The organism is Salinivibrio sp. ES.052 (genome assembly GCF_900141775.1).
Classification (GTDB): Bacteria; Pseudomonadota; Gammaproteobacteria; order Enterobacterales; family Vibrionaceae; genus Salinivibrio.
This window is the reverse complement of record NZ_FSRI01000003.1, coordinates 284,491-301,545: the sequence shown is the minus strand read 5'-3', so window position 1 is coordinate 301,545 and position 17,055 is coordinate 284,491. Positions and strand designations below refer to the sequence as shown.

Here is a 17,055-nt window from a genome sequence, read left to right as displayed (position 1 = left end):
CGAGTTTGGCGGTAAAGATCTAGCCTAGCAGTAAAGGAGGTAGGAGAATATTGCGGTTTATCAGTAAAGAAGGAATGACAATAAAACTAATAACACATCAGGTAGATAGCGCCTCACCATCGTATCTTAACCACATGAGAGGGCAGATAAGGCCCTCTCGGGGCAACGCGCCTCATTGCTACCACAACAAAGCGCACCGTTCGATCATCACTCAACCGTCTTCCCCAAGGTGTTTTTATAGATTTTACCGCCTTTCATGATCACCACGAAATGCGCTTCTGGATTGGCAATCAGATCGAGATTCTTAATCGGGTTGCCATCCACGAGGAGGATATCGGCCACGGCGTCTTGCTCAATCACACCTAGTTTGCCTTTATATGGGCTGCGGTTTCCCGATAAAGCCAGTAGTTCAGCATTATCCGCCGTTGCCATAGACAGCACGTCAGCCGGTGTGTACCACTTTGTCATCGTGGTTAAGATTGCACCTTGGTTTTTGGTCATCGCCGGATTAAATAAAATATCTGTGCCCCAAGCCACCTTGAGACCATATTGCTTGGCAAGCTTAAAAGCGTTGTCCGTGCCTTGGGCAACCTGTTGTTGCTTTATTTTCGCTTCTCCTTGCGTGGGGTTCGAGTACTCGTTAGCAAGAAAAGCTTGGCCGCTCAACCATACGCCTTTTTCCGCCATTAATTTCGCGGTTGCCTCGTCCATTAACTGTCCATGCTCAATCACTTTCACACCCGCTTTGATCGCGGTTTGAATCGCTTTAGGCGTGTAGGCATGCACCGTCACATAGGTGCCCCAATTATCCGCCGCATCCACCGCGGCACGAAATTCTTCTTCCGAGTATTGCGCCACATCAATGGGATCATACGTAGAGGAAACACCGCCCCCTGCTGCAAGTTTAATTTGCGATGCACCTAACATCAGCTGCTCGCGGACACGCTTTCTTACTTCCGCCACGCCATCCGCTATCACACCACCATTGAGCGCTTCACCACGGCTCAAACCGGCATTGTTCGCGGCAGGCACTTCATAACGCATCCTAAAATCACCATGTCCGCCCGTTTGCGAAATCATCGCACCGGAAGGCCAAATGCGCGGCCCTGCCACAATCCCCTCATCAATGGCTTGTTTCAGGCCAAATACCGGCCCGCTAAGATCACGTACACTGGTGAAGCCACGCATTAACGTGCGCTCAGCTTCTTGCCCAGCTCGAAGATTAATATAGCCAACGTCAGCGGTAAGCAGCTGTGGGACCGAAACGGTGGCCAATATCGCATGCCAATGTGCATCAATCAGCCCCGGCATCAAGGTACGCCCCTCTCCTTGGATCACCGTGGAGGCCAATGACGGCACGACGCCAATCGGCTGAGTCGAGATCCGTGTGATCTTATTTCCCTCAACCAAGACATGTTTGGGGGCAGAAAGCTGCGCAGATTTACCATCGAAAATACGCACATTTTCAAACAACACACTCTGTTCTTGTGACGCTGACTGCGCCTTAACAGAGGACACCAACAACAAGCCGCCCGCAACTATCGCCATCCATCGCATCAACCTCGCCATCCCACACTCCTTGTATTCGTTAACAAAAAGCGACTCAAACCTCGTCCATAGCGGCTACTTCATGCTCACTTGGGAAATCACAGGACAAAAAGGTTCTAACCGCACTGTCTATTAAGTTAGTTAATCAGGCCAAAAAGCCCAAATTTTTAGAGAGTTATCGCAATGTTGTCAGTATTGCTGTGGCACGCTCTACGGCCCATTGAATATGTAATCGGAACAGCCATGAATAAAGTTCTAGTATCAACCAATCATTCTCATTGCAGCTATCATATTTATCAGACTAATCAGTCTGATCGCCCTCTTATGCTGTTACATGGCACCAATAGTGATGGGTTAGCCAGTTATGGCGCGTTTCTCGACGCATTTGGACATCGCGAAATCATCGTTCCAGACTATGCAGGGTGTGGAGATTCAAGCTTACCCGAGCATGAGCTGACAGTTTCCGCTCTGGCCGATCAGGTAATTGCCATCATCCAAGACAGAGGGTGCGAGCATGTTGATCTGGTTGGTCATTCACTCGGGGCAACCGTCGCCGCTTACGTTGCCGCACAGTATCCTGATTTTATTAACCGGTTAGTGTTAATGATGACCCGCGCCATCAACTGGTGTTTAATACCTGGCAAACACTCGAGGAAACCGCACCTCAACAAGCAACTGCGTTCGGACTGAGCCATGTATTAAGTCCAACCTTTCTGGCCAAAATGGACCCAGAACTGATAGCCCGTATATGCGCTACAAAAGGATTAACTGATACTTACCGAAGAATCGCACTCGGCAAAGACATAGACATCCGCCAGCATTTATCGAAGATTCAAGCCCCTACGCTTGTCTTAGCGATGACCTGCGACACCCTTGTTCCTCCTTACCGAGCCCAAGAGGTACAAGCGGCAATATCTAACAGTGAGTACGATGAAATACCGGGCGGTCATGCTGTGCAACTCGAAAGTCCTTACCCGTGGGCAAATCGCATGAACACATTTTTGCAAGATTAGACCAATGCGTGGAGGTTACTCTTTTTTCGTTCCCACGCTCCTGCGTGGGAACGAGTTAATGCCTTAACTCCCCAACTGCGAAAACTTGATGATCTCGTGAGAGTGTTCAAGGGTGTGCACGAGGTGTTGGATGTGCGCGGGGGTGATTTCGCAGCAGCCGCCGACGACGAGGGCACCGTCGGCAATCCATTGTTGCACGCGTTCGGTGTGGACTAAGGGTGAGAGGTCTTCACGCGCTTCCAGGGCATCGGCTTTGCTGCCTTTGGCCATGTCTTCTACCGATTTAAACGCGTTCGCATAGCCGCCAACAATGGCAGATTGGGTCGCCATCTTTGGCATCGCCGTGGTAAGTACTTCTGGGTCGCAGCAATTGAGCATCACTGCTGTCGGCGCGTATTCAGTGACCGCGTGTATGACTTGTTCTAGCGACTCACCAGAGCGGAGTGCGCCATTAGGCTCTAACCGAAACGCCACACCATAGGGTTTACCTTGCTCACGTGCCGCGGCACACGCCGCGCGCGCTTCTAAGGTGTTGGTCATGGTTTCGATTAAAAACACATCCACGTGAGGCTGTAAGCGGGCGATGTGCGCAAATTCCGCTTTCATGTCGTCAAAACTGCGCTGTGGCTGATCCAGATAACTGCCCACCAGCGGTGGCAAGCAGCCGGCAATGTCAACATCTGCGCCTGTCTCATCCACCGCTTGTTGTAAGGCTGCGAAGGCTTTTTGATAAATGGTATCTATTTTATCGCTCAAGCCCGCTTTGGCGAGACGTGTGGGTGTCGCGGGATAGGTATTTAGGGTATGTGTTTTCGCACCGGCAAGGATAAAATCTTTGTGCACGTCTTTCACAATGTTGGCATGTTTTAACATCACCGCGACAGACCAAAGCTTCGAGCTCACATCCGGCCCACGTTGATATATTTCTTGCCCTAGGCCGCCATCGAGTAACGCAATCGATGTCATGGTAACTTCAGCCTCCTTCGGCGATTTGTCCTTAGTTTAGCTTGAGATTACCATGTGCTCGTCGATTTAACACCCCATTGTTACGCCACGTCTTCACTGCCTTCAATGGCCAAATGCTCAAGCTTATCGATGACCGTCATGCTGGCGTTTTCCATCTCTTTCAGTGCTATCACCATTTGCTCGGGTTGCTGGGCATGAAAAGCCGCCACAGCAGCTTTCGCGTGGGTATGCACTTGCTCATGAGGCACCGCAATGGCTTTAAAGGTTTGTAACTGCGCAAAATATTGCTGCCCCTCTCCTCGGTCATACCATTGTCCCAAGCGACACTGGGTATGATCGGTGACATCTTCCGCCATCATGCTGTCTTCGCCCAGTACCACGCGGTAAATCGCAAATTTAAAGCTAATATGGTCGAGTTTCGCCAGTTCACAAAAAGCGCGCAGTGCAGAGGCTTTAATGGTGGTGCGGCTATGCTGCGCTTGCTCACTTTGAGTGGCCATGGCATCCGCAACTTGTTGGCCTAGCTCGCTGTATTCAATCGCTTCACCGGCAAGGTTGTCGGTCAGTGTGCAGGCATGGCTGCTACCAGCACGAATTTTTTCCACCAACTGGGTGATATCTTGAGTGGCCGTAGAAGTACGCTCAGCAAGGTTACGCACTTCATCGGCGACCACCGCAAACCCTCGACCTTGCTCGCCGGCACGGGCCGCTTCGATAGCCGCGTTTAAGGCCAAGAGGTTGGTTTGATCGGCGACATCGCGAATCAAATTCACAATACCACTCACCTCTTGGGCGTGCTGATCAAGCGAACGAATCGCTTCAGACGATTGCTGACATTGGGCGGAGAGTGATTGCACGTGCCGAGCAAGATCATTCACTTGCTCGGCACACGACGCTGCTTGATGACTCACTTCGGTCACCCGCTCTTTTTCACCATTGATGGTATCAGCCAGAGTCCCCAGTGAGGATTGAGTGGCGGTAATCGAATCACCGAAATGGCATAAGTTGGCATCAATCGCTTTACCGGTTTGGCGTTTTTTCTGCACCATGGCCAACTCGGATTCTAACGCCGTTTTTTCGCTATGTAGTGCGTCAATCTGTGCGTTGACTTGCTCAAGCTTTCCTTGCAATGCAGTACGTTTTTGTTGTTCTAGCTCAAGTTGACGACGGGATACAAGCACGTAATAACCTCCATACTATTTTTACGGTTATTGTACGCTTTATCGGCCAATATGTGCTTGGGACCGACTAAATTGTGATCCTCTCAACGTCAATCGTTTGATTTACACTGTAAACCTGACACCAATCACTTCATACTGGCGGCTCTGCAGCATATGAGCGAAATATTATGACCTTCTGGTTACTTTTTAAGCGTTGGATTATCAGCCACTTCGCCCATTTGAACGGCCGTATTCTCGGCTTAGTGGTATTGGCGTACGGTGTGATTGGCTGGCTACTTTTGTATTGGGCCGGCGAAACCGAGATGACCCAGTCACTCAGTCGCTATGTCTATTACTTAGTCGTCACCGCTTCCACCGTCGGGTATGGCGATTATTCGCCCATTACCGAGGTAGGGCAGTGGGTCACCGCCTTTTGGATTATTCCCGGCGGGCTGGGTTTATTTGCGGTAGTGATTGGGCATGTAACCAGTGCATTGGTCGATTACTGGCGGCGTGGATTACAAGGAAAACGGAGTCTTACAGTGAAAAATCATATTCTGGTGTTGGGCTGGAATGGTCAACGCACCATCCAGCTCATTCGTTTATTACAAAGCGGTGTCCATGGCGATCGCCCGATTGTACTTTGTGTACGCCCCGAAATGGAAAACCCACTCCCTGGTGAAGTCGAGTTTGTCCGCGTGGCAAGCTTTACCGATGCTGAGGGTATTGCTCGCGCCGGCATCGACAGTGCCGCCAGTATTATTATCGATAACCCAGAAGACGATATTACCCTCTCTGCCGCCCTGTTCTGCGCGCATAAAAATCCGTCAGCACACCTGTTGGCATATTTTCAAGACGACGCGCTGAGCCAGATTTTGAAACAGCACTATCCACACGCAGAATGTGTACCGTCGGTTTCCGTGGAAATGTTGGCGAAAGCCGCCGTTGACCCGGGTTCAAGCCAGTTGCATCACGAGCTATTAAGCACTGCACAAGGGATGACGCAATATTGTGCACGCTACCCCATCAATGCGAGCGCGACAGATGTCGGCAACTTGTTTAATCAATTAAAGCATGAACACGATGCGACCTTGATTGGTATCGATAAGGGCGAAGGTATAACACTTAACCCCCGCCTTGAGACTGAGGTCGCACCGGGCGATCGCGTGTTCTATATCGCCGCCGAACGTTTGTCGCATTGGTCAGCGGCGTGATTCGGATACCATTCATCACAAGCGACACTTGCTGTTAGCCCTTCCTGAGCAGTCCGCTACCTTGGAGGCGGCGGACTAGCTTCACGTGCCCTATTCGCGAAAAAACGGCCTATTCGACCGAGGCTTCTTGTGTATCATGATGACGCACTTCGACCGGGTAGGCGTAAAAATGATGCACGGGTCCCGCGCCTCTTCCCACCTTTAACTGCTGACTATGCGCTAAGGCGTCGGTGAGATAATGCTTAGCCGCGCGCCCAGCTTCGATGGGTGTCATGCCTTGCGCGTAATAAGAGGCAATGGCCGCAGATAATGAACAGCCTGTGCCGTGCGTATTGGGGGTTTCAACACGACGTGCGTTCAGGGTTTGACAGGTGTCTCGGCTAATCCACACATCCACGCTTTCAGGAGCGTGATGTAAATGGCCGCCCTTGAACATCACGTAAGGGCAACCGAGCCGGCGCAGAGCCGGCACTAACGCATGCATCTGCTCAATGGAGGTAGGAACAGGCTGACCGGTTAAGCGTGCCGCTTCGGGCAGGTTAGGCGTGAGCACGGTTGCTCGCGGGATCAGGTCTTCAATCAATGCCTCCAGTGCGTGTTCGTCCAACAAAGGATCACCGCTGGTGGCGATCATCACAGGATCTAAAATCACGGGTAAGTGTGGCGAACGCGCCAGCACGGCGGCCACTTCGCGGATGATCGCTTGGTTAGCAAGCATCCCGATTTTAATCGCACGCACCGGCATATCGTACAACACCGCATCTAACTGGGCACGTACAAAACCGGGATCAACCGCCGAGACGGCCTCAACACCGCAGGTATTTTGTGCGGTTAATGCAGTGATCACCGAACAGGCATAACCGCCAGTGGCAGAAATCGCTTTGATATCGGCTTGAATGCCCGCGCCGCCACCGCTGTCTGAGCCGGCGATGGTGAGAATAACAGGTGGAGATAGATTCATATTGGCCCCTTAATCATCAGGGGCGGAAGGAGACAAAGCGAGGCCGCACCGCGCCACTTTGTATGCTGAGCATGTCAGTTCCCTCCGCCAGTGCTAACTGGATCAGGTTCTACGGGTCCTGCTTACGCAGTCTCAGCAATACATTGCTCCCCGACTAACTCCGTCCAGCATATTCATCCTGCTGATAAAGCGCAAGCGTCATGTGCACGTCATTCCTTTACTCATTCGTGTCGATAATCGCTAGGCATTGACCTCAACTAATATTGAGGTTTTAGAGTGTCATTTCTCAGATGATTGCTCAGTGGCCATCGCGCCACCTCAAACAAAAAGGATAACAGATGAAAGTACTGGCTTTTGGTGCAACAAACAGTCGTCACTCGATCAATAAACAACTGGCTCACTACGTCGCCAAGCAAATCCCGAATGCGGATATCTCGCTTCTCGATCTGAACGATTTTGAAATGCCGATTTATAGCGAAGATCGTGAGAAGGTTCAGGGGGTCCCGGCACAGGCAATCGCGTTTTACCAAGCAATCGGTGATGCCGACATGATCGTCGTCGCGTTTGCTGAGCATAACGGCAGCTACACGGCGGCGTATAAAAACCTGTTTGATTGGGCCTCTCGCATTGATGGAAAAGTATTCCAACACACGCCAATGATCATGCTCGCCACGTCACCCGGTCCTGGCGGCGCACAAAGCGTTCTCGCCAGCGCCCAGCACTCTGCACCGTATTTTGCTGCTGACGTCAAAGGTACATTATCACTGCCTCGTTTCCATCAGCATTTTGACCCTGACGCGGGCTTGGTGACCGCCGCCGATTTTAATCAGCGCCTTGATGCGATTATCTCCACACTCTAACGACGTTGCGCGACGGTGCTACCCTGAGGCAGGAGGACTGATAGCCGTCGCTCGACACTCACCCTCTGTTTGCAGGAGTTGGTCGAAGCGCTCAGATACCAGTGGTTTGGCATACAAAAACCCCTGCACTTGGTCGCAGCCAATCGTCTGTAGCACATGTTGTTGGCTGACTTTTTCTACCCCTTCGGCGACCACGCCATGACCAAATCCGTGGGCCAACGCAATCACACTACCTACGAGGTGTTTATCACTGGCGTTGGTAGCCAAATCCTGGATAAAGCTGCGATCGAGTTTGACCCAGTCAACCGGCAATTGCTTAAGATAACTTAACGAGCTGTACCCCGTGCCAAAATCGTCCAAGGCAATATGCATTCCGGCATCACGCAATTGTTGTAGCTCATTCAATGCGACTGAGATCTGTTGGATCAGTGCCGACTCGGTCACTTCCAACTGGAGAGTAGAAGGCGGTGTGGCGGTCGCATGGCATCGCGCGAGCACCGTTTCCGCAAATCCGTGACGCAGCTGCTGCGCAGAGACATTGACTGACAGATGAAAACCATCATCAATCAAGCCCCGCATGCGCCACTGCGCTACCGCCTCAAGAGCCATCATCAACACTTTATCGCCAAGCTGGATCATGTCGGCACTGCGTTCCGCAATAGGAATAAATTCGGCAGGACTGATCGCCCCTAACGTCGGATGTTGCCAGCGAAGTAATGCTTCCGCGCCCACCAGCTGACCCCCATCAAGCTGCCATTTAGGTTGATAGACCAAGGATAAGTGGTTGCTTTGCAACGCAGGTCCAAGATCAGTGCGGATCACGTGTTCCCGTTGGGCTTTGCTATCTAGCTCAGGTTGATACTCGCCAATAGGCTGCCCATTGGTGGGGATGGCTAAAATGGCTTGGCGAAATAGCTGAGCCACATCATCGCTTTCCGAATAGGCTCGGCTGATCCCGATGTGACAATGCAAGAACATCAGTCGCCCTTCTAGGGTATGGTGCCCACTGATCAGTCGGTTAATTCTGGCCGCTTTTTGCGACGCCTCCTCACCATCCTCTTCCATCAGCATCACTAGCCGAGAACTGTCCCACACTCCAATTCGATATGGACGAGCTACCGTACTATTTGCCAGCAACTCAGCGATGTGCTTATACAGGGCTTCGGTCATTAAATGCCCTTGATGCTGAGTCACCGCTTCCATACCATCGAGTGCAATCATCAACACAGTCACCGGCCCTCGCATCAATTGTCGTTCCGCCGCATCCAACAAAGCCCGGCGATTAGGGAGCCCTGTCAGGGGGTGGGTCAAAGAAAGGGCGCGCAACGCGGCGGTTTGTTTATTCACCAACATTTGCAAACGCGCAGCCTGGTCACGCTCTTTCAATGTTTTAAGCTGTAGCTGCAGTAGGTTGTGAATACGCTGAAGCACTTCGTCATAATCAAAAGGCTTGCTGATATAGTCAATCGCCCCTCGACATAGCGCTTGGTTACGTAACCCCACATCATTATCCGCAGTGAGCACCATAACCGGCGGGCAATGTTCCCCTAATGCTTGGTTCAAATCATCTAGCACCATGAGTCCCGAGCGCCGCGGCATACGCATATCAAGCAAGATAAGATCGGGCACCGGTGAAAGATGATCGTCCACAAGGTAGGGATCGATTAACCCAATCACATTCTGATAGCCAGCTTGATCTAACATCGCGGAAAGCAAGTCAATGTTTTCCGACCGATCGTCAATGATCAAAATAGTCGCTTGTGAGGGTGACTTTATCATTCCTTGTCCTCTAATAACGATTGGATGGCCGCGGCGAGAGCGGATGACGATACCGGCTGCTGAAGTCGCTTGAGTTGTGTGGATACGATGTGATACTCGCGCCCTTCAGCCTCAAGTATGATCAGCGGTTTATTCTCAACCAGACACGTCCAGTGTGCGGGCATTCGCACTAACTCATTGCCATTGATGATGAAAAGTGACGGGGCGAGCGAGTATGCCATCACCTCGGCCAACGAAAAATCGTGCGCATGGTGCAAAGTCAATAGAGGCCAGTCCTCAAAACAATCAGATACCAACCGTTGCTGGTGACTGTCTTGGTCGATATAAAGTACGCGGTGCGGTTGGGTTAGGCGTATACTCGTGTCAGAGGGTTCCGTAACCGCGGTCTCAAAGTGCTGTGGCTCAGCTCGATAGGGGAACGTCACCGAGAAGGCACTGCCCTTGCCCATTTGACTCGCGACCCTGATCTCACCTTGCATCTGGGACACCAGTTGATAGGTGACGGCCAACCCTACCCCCGCGCCTTCGATCAGCGAGTCTTCTGCCACTAAACGGTTAAAGGGCTCGAACAGGCCGTCGAGCTGGTCGTCTGCAATGCCAATCCCCGTATCATTCACCGACATCGTCAGATTGCCGTCATGCTCATAAGCATCAATCCAGACTCTGCCTTGTGGATGGTTATATTTCACTGCATTGCTGAGTAAATTAATCAAGACTTGCTTAAACCGCGTCGGATCGACATAAAGCTCTCCCTCTAGCTCCGTGGGCAAACAATTTTGCAAGCTAACTTTTTGTCGCTCAGCCAGCGGCGACAGCGTTTGAATCGCATCATTGACCACGGCATGCATTGGGTACCAAATAGGGTTAAGGGTGATTTTGCCCGCCTCAATTTTCGCTAAATCGAGTACGTCGTTAATCAGGGCAAGTAAGTGGCGGCCACTCTGGTGGATTTGTTCAACATACTGGCGCTGACTCTCTGCCAGAGTTGGGGCGGGTGATTTAAGCAATAATTGTGCATAGCCCAAAACACTGTTTAAAGGCGTGCGCAGCTCATGGCTCATCGCCGACAAGAAATCACTTTTTGCTTGATTGGCGTGCTCAGCCTTTTGCATGGCTTGTAGGAGTGGTGTGGCATCATACGCCACCGTCACAATCGCGTAAGGCTCACCGGCAAGATGGTGGATCAGCGTTTTTGCCAGTTTAAACGTTCGGCCATCGCGCAATGTCACATCAACATGCACAGGCTCACCGTCGACAGTTAATTGGTGTTCGAGGGCGTTGAGGGTATCACGCATGCCATCAGGAAGCGCCAGACCAAACGCCTCGGCCAGTTGGCTAACATGGTCGGCCTTCACCGCTTGTAAACACGCCCGATTCGCTAGCGCATAGTGCCCGCCCAGCTCTCGGACAAAAACGGGGTTGCCGATGGCATCGATGATGGTTTTTAGCCGGTTCCTTTCATGCTGTACACTCGTCTGCGCTTGGGTGAGGGCACGTAAATCCGACATCACGCCGATAAATTCACGTCGCTCACCCATCCACACTTCACTTACCGCCAAATGGACGGGCACTAAATGTCCCTCACGGTGCCTTGCTGTCACACGCCGACCTGTACCAATCACATTAGGTTCGCCGGTGGACAGGTACTTTCTTAGGTACTGGCCATGTTTGCCTTGATGCTCAGGGGGCATTAAGCACTCAATATCCTGACCAACTAATTGTTTTTGCGCGTAGCCAAGCAAAGTGTGGGTGAAAGGATTGGCGTCAAGAATAATCCCTTGCTCGTCAATCACTAAAATTGCTGCCGCAGCACTCTCCACCAGTGCTTTATAATGAGCCTGCGAGCCGCGTATGCACCTACCATCCATGGTTGATTGCTCATTCATTTGTTTTCCCGCCTCTAACAAAAAACGCCCCATTTAGGGGCGTCTTACCACGTACCTAATGAGGTTTTATCGTGGTTACTTTTTGTAGTTTTTGACCAAAGCATCAACCTTTTTCAGGAACTGCTCTTTTAGGTTTTCGTGCTCATAGTCGAGATCATAGGTATTGTGAAACCCCACGCGTAACTGTACCCCATTGCCTGCTAAATAAATGGTATAGCCGTCATAATCTGAGAAAGCGTCGATGCCATCTAGGCGGTGCCCATCTTCAATTTCTTCACCATACTCAGTCACTATCTCAAAGGCGCGAAGTAGGTGGGTCGGATTGAGTTCGTTTTTCACGCTTCCCTCCTGGCGATATCATCGAAATTGTGCTCCCCCTCCCGGCCGCATAGCACGACCACGAAGTGAGCCCACCAATACCGGTGGCGTGTTGACACCTTGTGCTGACACTCTGAACCGATTTGGCTTAGCAATAATATTGGGCAATTTTGCCAATGTATCAAGGGTAGTGTCTGGACGCGCTTTTTGGATCGCGGTGCCGTAATTATAGCCGTAGTCGACACAAATGACCGGAGACCCGGCTGCACGTGCGGCGTGTATATCGTTAACCGCATCACCGATCACTAGCAATTCAAGCGGTGAAACCGCGAGAATCGCCGCCGCTTCGTAAATGCTATCGGGATCAGGCTTTCCAGCTGCGATCGCATCCGTTCCCAAGATACGGGTAAAAAAGTGCCCCACCCCGAGCGCTTTTAGCAAACTGTTCGCATGGGCCGTTTGCATGTCCGTGGTACATATCATTGGGAATTGACGCTGCGACAGTCCCTCAAGGCAAGCAAGCACGCCTGGATAGAGTCGAGTTTTTGGCGGTTTTCTGCCTAAGTAAGATGACAAAAAAAGCGCGCGCGCTTGATTCAATACCGTTGTTGAAACACGCCCATCGATATGACGAGTGAGCACCCGGTGGATCAGTAAATCAGCGCCATCACCAATCCAATCTCGTATTGCACTGGGATCTTCATCAGGTAAGTTCAACCCTCTCAACATGCCTAAGACAGCGTCATAAGTGTCATCAAAAGGGTCTGCGAGCGTGCCGTCCAAGTCAAAGCATATCGCAGAAACACTCTCCAACTTCTTCATTTAATCCCCCAAAATCAGTACGTTATATAGATAAAGGAAAGGTGACGTTGGATAGAAATGCGAATCCATCGACTAATGAAAGTTAGCAGAGAACCGAGCGTTCTCCTACGAAAATACCAGGAAGAATATATCGAATCATCGGGGCGAAAATGCATAATCGACCGATTAAGCACAAACTTCAGTGTTGAATCAAGCCACTAACCTTTGAGTGATTAAAATCACATTTTCTATCTTTATATTTGTTGATACCGACCCTGGATCTGTATAAAAAGACTGTCATTTTTTTGACATTAAAAACCATGGGTATATCGAGGTGAGCAGACAAGTAGCCACAAAAATGACAGGTTTACTCATTTAAACCAACGAATGGTCTTGATGCATGGTTGAGGCCACAGCCGTCATGGGCGTGGAGGTCAAAGCGGCTGTAGGGTTCACCGGTGCGGCTTGCTGCAGCCATTCATCTCGCAACACCCCATATCGAAGCGAGTCATAGTACTCGCCTTGATAATAACGCACAGCGCGTAAACGGCCTTCTTCGCGCATTCCCAGCGCTTTGGCACAGCGCATCATCCCCGCGTTCCCCGACCAGGTCGTCAAGCCGATTCGGTTTATCTGGTGGCGCATAAATAATTGGTCAATCCACTGCGTCAGTGCGCGTCGACCCACCCCTTTGCCCCAATAAGCAGGATCAAAAATAGTAATGCCCACTTCCAGCCAACGCGTGCGCTTGTCTTCCCAATACAGGGTGACATAACCCACAGGATCGTTGTCTACACAAATGACCTGTGCCGTGTCGCCAGCGATAAAACGACGAAATAGGCCAAAGCGAAACGACCAAAATGAAAGGGGCTCAATGGGTGTGTATGGCGCATCATACTGCTTCCAAGCACGGGAGTAGTAGATGTTTCGCCAAAAATAACGCGCTTCACTACGCTTTGCGGCACGAATGGCAACGACCGCGTTGTTAAATACCTCAACGTCCATGTACGATTATCGCTCTCCTGCTCCTCATTACCATACAATTGGCGACGGCCCTGCTACTTCAGAGCGACGCATTGTGGGTGCCACCCACAGAGGGATCCAGTTTAACTCAATTAGCCACCACATTGCTCACCTCCGCCGCACACTTTATTCACTGAGAATACAACGCTTATGTCAGTGTAGACGGTTACGGAGCGTTCAGACGCTTTGATTGCTGCGATATAGCAACGCCAAGTAGGACAAACCCTCCTCCGAAAAGATGGTAGTGAGTCAATACTTCTCCAAGCCCAAGTACCGCAATCGCTGCGGTGATGACAGGTAATAGATTCATATACATTGCTGTTCGGCTTGCCCCATTTAGCGCAATCGCTTGTAACCAAATGGCCGGCGCAAGCACTGACGCTCCCAAGGCAGCAAAGCCAACGAGAGGATATGCATCAGGTGCAATATATTGACTTGGCGCGGTGAGAAGAACGGGCACAAGCATAATGACCGCAAAGAGCGCCTGCACATAAACAGAGACCCAATTGGAAATCGCCATAGGCCAGCGCTTCAATAAAACGCAATAAAGTGCATACGATGAGGCACACACTAACATTAACCCATCGCCTATCCTCGCCCCACTGCTTAATAAAGTCAGTGGCTGCCCTAAGGTCAGCATGTATATCAACCCGGAGATGGATAACCCTGCGCCTACGATGGCTCGAGCCGTTAGCGGCTGAGACAATAATTGAATGCTCATAAACAAGCTAAGCATGGGAACAAGAGACATGATTAATGCCATATTCGTTGCGGTAGTAGTTTGTGCGGCAAAATAAGCAACGGATTGATTAGTTACCATTCCTAGCAAGGCTAAGAGCGCAAGCTTTGGTGCATAAGTTGCAACAGCACGCCTTTGACGCCACAGCGTAGGTAAACAAAAAGGGGTTAAAACGAGAATAGCAAAAAACCAACGATAGAAGGCCATCGCCCCAGGCGCAATGACCGAAACCGACATTTTGTTCACGATCGTATTAACGGACCAGATAAAAACCGCGACGAACGGTAATAAAATCGGCATAACAGCCTCGTTGAAACGCAAGAATATATGAAAGTAGGCAGTTTACACTGTAAATAGGGGAAAATAACGTAGTAGGAAAAAAGCGGGCAAACGCCCGCTGGCAAGCATGTAGCCAAACAATGTCAATAAAGACATCAAATAGGACAAAGGTATCTATCAAGACCTATCTTAAACGATAGCCTTGACTGCGTGTCAGTAGAGCGTCAAAGCAATGCAAAATCAAGAGGTATTAACCGCCCATCGCGATATCATCTAACGCTTTAAGCACTTGCCCATCAAGGTGGCCATCAAAGACACGCTGGCAAACTTTTCGTCTCACCGCCAATCCTGAGATCAGTTTTTCGATAGATAGATGACGAGCTTGTTGTTGTTGGTTAAAAAACTCAATGGTACGACTGAGTGTTTCATAAGGCACAACTTGATCACCGACACGGAGCCAATCAAGCTTCTCTAAATACCCTTGGCATTCTTCAGTGATCACCGAAGAGGGATGTCCCGTCATTGCCGATAACGCGGTAATACTGCGTTGTAATGCTTCTTCTGACGTATACTTGGATAACACAATGGTTAACTCATCCGCATTAATCTCAACGAGATGCTTACGCTGCTTAACGCGGCGTCCCAATCGATCGCTGGTTTTTTCTTTACGTTGAATGGGCTCGAATTCACCATCAATGATCCCGGAAAGTTGATCAAGGTCTTGGCTAGGCAAGATCTCGTTGCGTAACGGGTTTGGCATGGTTGGAGCCAACGAGCGTTTACCCTCGTTATACATCTTAGCCCGAGAGTATCGGATCACTTCATCGACATTACATTTTATATCCATCCGGTAATCTGGGTATTTCTTCTCATCCTCTTCCCGTGTCAAGGTCAGGTGATACCCCCACAAATTTACCGCAAAGATGGACTCCGTGACCTTCCCCTCTGCTAATTTGCGCAGCTCTCGGATTAAATCACTCGAAAAACGGCGCCATTCGATGTTGCGGGCCATTTTCTGGTTAAGCTCGCTAAGCAGCATGGAATCTTCTAATCGACGCGACATACGGCTTCTGAAGAGCGAATAGAGCTGGAATACCAAAGTATGTTGACGCAAAATCTCAGGCGGGAATAAGAAAAAGTAATCACGCGTCATTAACTCTTCAAAAAAAGACGGCTCCCACACCAAAATGTATAGGTTAGGTTTGATCCTTACTTCGCCATCATCCCCTTCTTTGGGTGCTTCCTCCGATGCGGTGATCGTCCGAGCTAAAAAACGAAAACGATCACTTTTAAATCCCTCTGGCATATTTTCACTGAGCCAGCGTCCTGTTAGCTCATGAAGCTGGAAGTCAGTAAACTCAATTCTATCGATACTTTCTCTAATCGCATCTCGTGCCGGACCACTGTCTTTTTTACCACGTAATTGAAGGATATCGGTGATATAGATCGGCGTTTTATTACCAATAGATTGGGTTTGTAATTCGTAATTCGGTAAGTGGTGATCATGATATTGAACAGTCAATGTAAATAACGCGAAGAGCGTCATTAAATCGTCAACGGTCATGATTGATTTAGCTGACCGTGTTTCAATGATTGCCTTCGTTCCACTGATGGCGACCATCGATTTCTGATAACCTTTTTTTGTCCGCGGTGGCGCTAACGCTTGATCAATGATCCCAGCCCAGCTCGTTGGGGAAACTAAGATTTGATCTTTTTCCCCTGGCATCATCGGTGGCGTGCCGAGCCCGTGTTCGCTGAGTAGTTGTCGGTTAACCTGTGTTTGTGCCAATGCTTTTGAACGCTTTTGTTTCACTTCGTCACGGCTTTTCTCTGTCATGAGACCTGCACTGCCAAGTGATGAGATCAAACGACTTGGATTAACAAAACGATGAAGCATTGTTTTACCTGCTAACCCTTCTTCAAATCGAACCGGTTGTTGAAGAAATAAGCCTAATTGGACTGCTGCTCGGAGCCTTTGTTGGATTGCTGCTCTGGTAAGCTGACCATCGGTGGCATCGACAAGCTCAGTCGTTGAAACGTAGCCATCTTGAGAAGCGAAACCACGCACTGAGATAAGATTAAGGAGCTCTAAAATGCTTTTCGTCACACCTTTGAAATGCTCGTATTGAGCTAACCAGTCAACTAATTGACCGTGAACTTCAAAGAGATGCCCGTCTTTGTGAGAGCGAGGGGCTTTTATTAATATTTTTTCGGGTTTACTGGCATTCATGTCAGTTAAGATCCTCTATCTCAGACGTACTCAAAGCGCGTTGTTCTTTCACATTGAAGTGACGAAAGCCGTAAATCAATCACTCTTCCAGGGAAAGACTAATAAAAAAAGACCCAAAAAGAAAGATCTTTTTTATTGCATCTTTTAACTGATCTTTATGATTATTCTGATCTAAGTTGATGATCTGATCTTATGATCCAGCGAATGTTTATCTCGTAAGTAATTGATTAATAAACAGTATATTTAGCCCCCTTCCGAAAGCATGATCATCATGGGTT

Annotated in this window: 14 protein-coding genes, 1 pseudogene and 1 riboswitch; of the genes and pseudogenes, 3 read left to right on the top strand and 12 right to left on the bottom strand. The window is 49.8% G+C overall.

The window, feature by feature from the left end:
* Nucleotides 1-207: 207 nt before the first annotated feature.
* The gene (locus tag BUQ98_RS14280) at nucleotides 208-1,569 is read right to left on the bottom strand and encodes a metal-dependent hydrolase family protein (RefSeq protein ID WP_217693648.1); all 1,362 of its coding nucleotides are present in this window, start codon (nucleotides 1,567-1,569) and stop codon (nucleotides 208-210) included.
* Nucleotides 1,570-1,791: 222 nt separating this feature from the next.
* On the opposite strand from BUQ98_RS14280, the gene BUQ98_RS16850 reads away from it, so the two are divergent.
* The gene (locus BUQ98_RS16850; protein ID WP_175566331.1) at nucleotides 1,792-2,238 is read left to right on the top strand and encodes an alpha/beta fold hydrolase; all 447 of its coding nucleotides are present in this window, start codon (nucleotides 1,792-1,794) and stop codon (nucleotides 2,236-2,238) included.
* A gap of 386 nt (nucleotides 2,239-2,624) precedes the next feature.
* On the opposite strand, the gene BUQ98_RS14270 is transcribed toward BUQ98_RS16850, so the two are convergent.
* The 3 genes and pseudogenes from BUQ98_RS14270 to BUQ98_RS17280 all read right to left on the bottom strand — a co-directional run.
* Nucleotides 2,625-3,527: a homocysteine S-methyltransferase family protein gene (locus BUQ98_RS14270; protein ID WP_074214468.1), complete on the bottom strand. Its 903-nt coding sequence runs from the start codon at nucleotides 3,525-3,527 to the stop codon at nucleotides 2,625-2,627.
* 80 nt (nucleotides 3,528-3,607) lie between these two features.
* Nucleotides 3,608-4,027, bottom strand: a complete 420-nt coding sequence (locus tag BUQ98_RS17285; RefSeq protein ID WP_371515126.1) for a CZB domain-containing protein — start codon at nucleotides 4,025-4,027, stop codon at nucleotides 3,608-3,610.
* An 18-nt stretch (nucleotides 4,028-4,045) separates the two neighbouring features.
* A pseudogene (locus BUQ98_RS17280) lies at nucleotides 4,046-4,576 on the bottom strand (methyl-accepting chemotaxis protein); the annotation flags it as partial.
* A gap of 299 nt (nucleotides 4,577-4,875) precedes the next feature.
* On the opposite strand from BUQ98_RS17280, the gene BUQ98_RS14260 reads away from it, so the two are divergent.
* Nucleotides 4,876-5,901 carry an ion channel gene (locus BUQ98_RS14260; RefSeq protein ID WP_074214466.1) on the top strand — a complete coding sequence of 342 codons (1,026 nt, stop codon included), beginning with the start codon at nucleotides 4,876-4,878 and terminating at the stop codon, nucleotides 5,899-5,901.
* 109 nt (nucleotides 5,902-6,010) lie between these two features.
* On the opposite strand, the gene thiD is transcribed toward BUQ98_RS14260, so the two are convergent.
* The gene (thiD, locus tag BUQ98_RS14255; RefSeq protein ID WP_074214465.1) at nucleotides 6,011-6,862 is read right to left on the bottom strand and encodes a bifunctional hydroxymethylpyrimidine kinase/phosphomethylpyrimidine kinase; all 852 of its coding nucleotides are present in this window, start codon (nucleotides 6,860-6,862) and stop codon (nucleotides 6,011-6,013) included.
* A 62-nt stretch (nucleotides 6,863-6,924) separates the two neighbouring features.
* A riboswitch (TPP riboswitch) is annotated at nucleotides 6,925-7,025 on the bottom strand.
* A 175-nt stretch (nucleotides 7,026-7,200) separates the two neighbouring features.
* On the opposite strand from thiD, the gene BUQ98_RS14250 reads away from it, so the two are divergent.
* Complete coding sequence (locus BUQ98_RS14250) at nucleotides 7,201-7,722, top strand: NADPH-dependent FMN reductase (RefSeq protein ID WP_074214464.1); 522 nt, start codon at nucleotides 7,201-7,203, stop codon at nucleotides 7,720-7,722.
* An 18-nt stretch (nucleotides 7,723-7,740) separates the two neighbouring features.
* Here the strand turns inward: BUQ98_RS14250 and BUQ98_RS14245 are convergent, their stop codons facing one another.
* The 7 genes from BUQ98_RS14245 to BUQ98_RS14215 all read right to left on the bottom strand — a co-directional run bounded on the left by BUQ98_RS14245 (nucleotide 7,741) and on the right by BUQ98_RS14215 (nucleotide 16,777).
* Complete coding sequence (locus BUQ98_RS14245) at nucleotides 7,741-9,501, bottom strand: putative bifunctional diguanylate cyclase/phosphodiesterase (protein WP_074214463.1); 1,761 nt, start codon at nucleotides 9,499-9,501, stop codon at nucleotides 7,741-7,743.
* Nucleotides 9,498-11,387 (bottom strand): sensor histidine kinase, encoded by a 1,890-nt coding sequence (locus tag BUQ98_RS14240; protein ID WP_175566330.1) that lies wholly within the window; start codon nucleotides 11,385-11,387, stop codon nucleotides 9,498-9,500. The genes BUQ98_RS14245 and BUQ98_RS14240 overlap by 4 nt, the downstream gene beginning before the upstream one ends.
* A 75-nt stretch (nucleotides 11,388-11,462) precedes the next feature.
* Complete coding sequence (locus BUQ98_RS14235; RefSeq protein WP_074214461.1) at nucleotides 11,463-11,726, bottom strand: DUF3081 domain-containing protein; 264 nt, start codon at nucleotides 11,724-11,726, stop codon at nucleotides 11,463-11,465.
* A gap of 18 nt (nucleotides 11,727-11,744) precedes the next feature.
* Nucleotides 11,745-12,527 carry an HAD-IA family hydrolase gene (locus BUQ98_RS14230; protein WP_083605308.1) on the bottom strand — a complete coding sequence of 261 codons (783 nt, stop codon included), beginning with the start codon at nucleotides 12,525-12,527 and terminating at the stop codon, nucleotides 11,745-11,747.
* Between the two features lie 354 nt (nucleotides 12,528-12,881).
* Entirely contained in the window at nucleotides 12,882-13,511 is a 630-nt protein-coding gene (locus tag BUQ98_RS14225; RefSeq protein WP_074214459.1) for a GNAT family N-acetyltransferase, read from the bottom strand.
* Between the two features lie 184 nt (nucleotides 13,512-13,695).
* Nucleotides 13,696-14,568, bottom strand: coding sequence for a DMT family transporter (locus BUQ98_RS14220; protein ID WP_074214458.1), 873 nt, complete (start codon nucleotides 14,566-14,568; stop codon nucleotides 13,696-13,698).
* Between the two features lie 229 nt (nucleotides 14,569-14,797).
* Entirely contained in the window at nucleotides 14,798-16,777 is a 1,980-nt protein-coding gene (locus BUQ98_RS14215; protein WP_074214457.1) for a replication initiator protein RctB domain-containing protein, read from the bottom strand.
* Nucleotides 16,778-17,055: the final 278 nt, after the last annotated feature.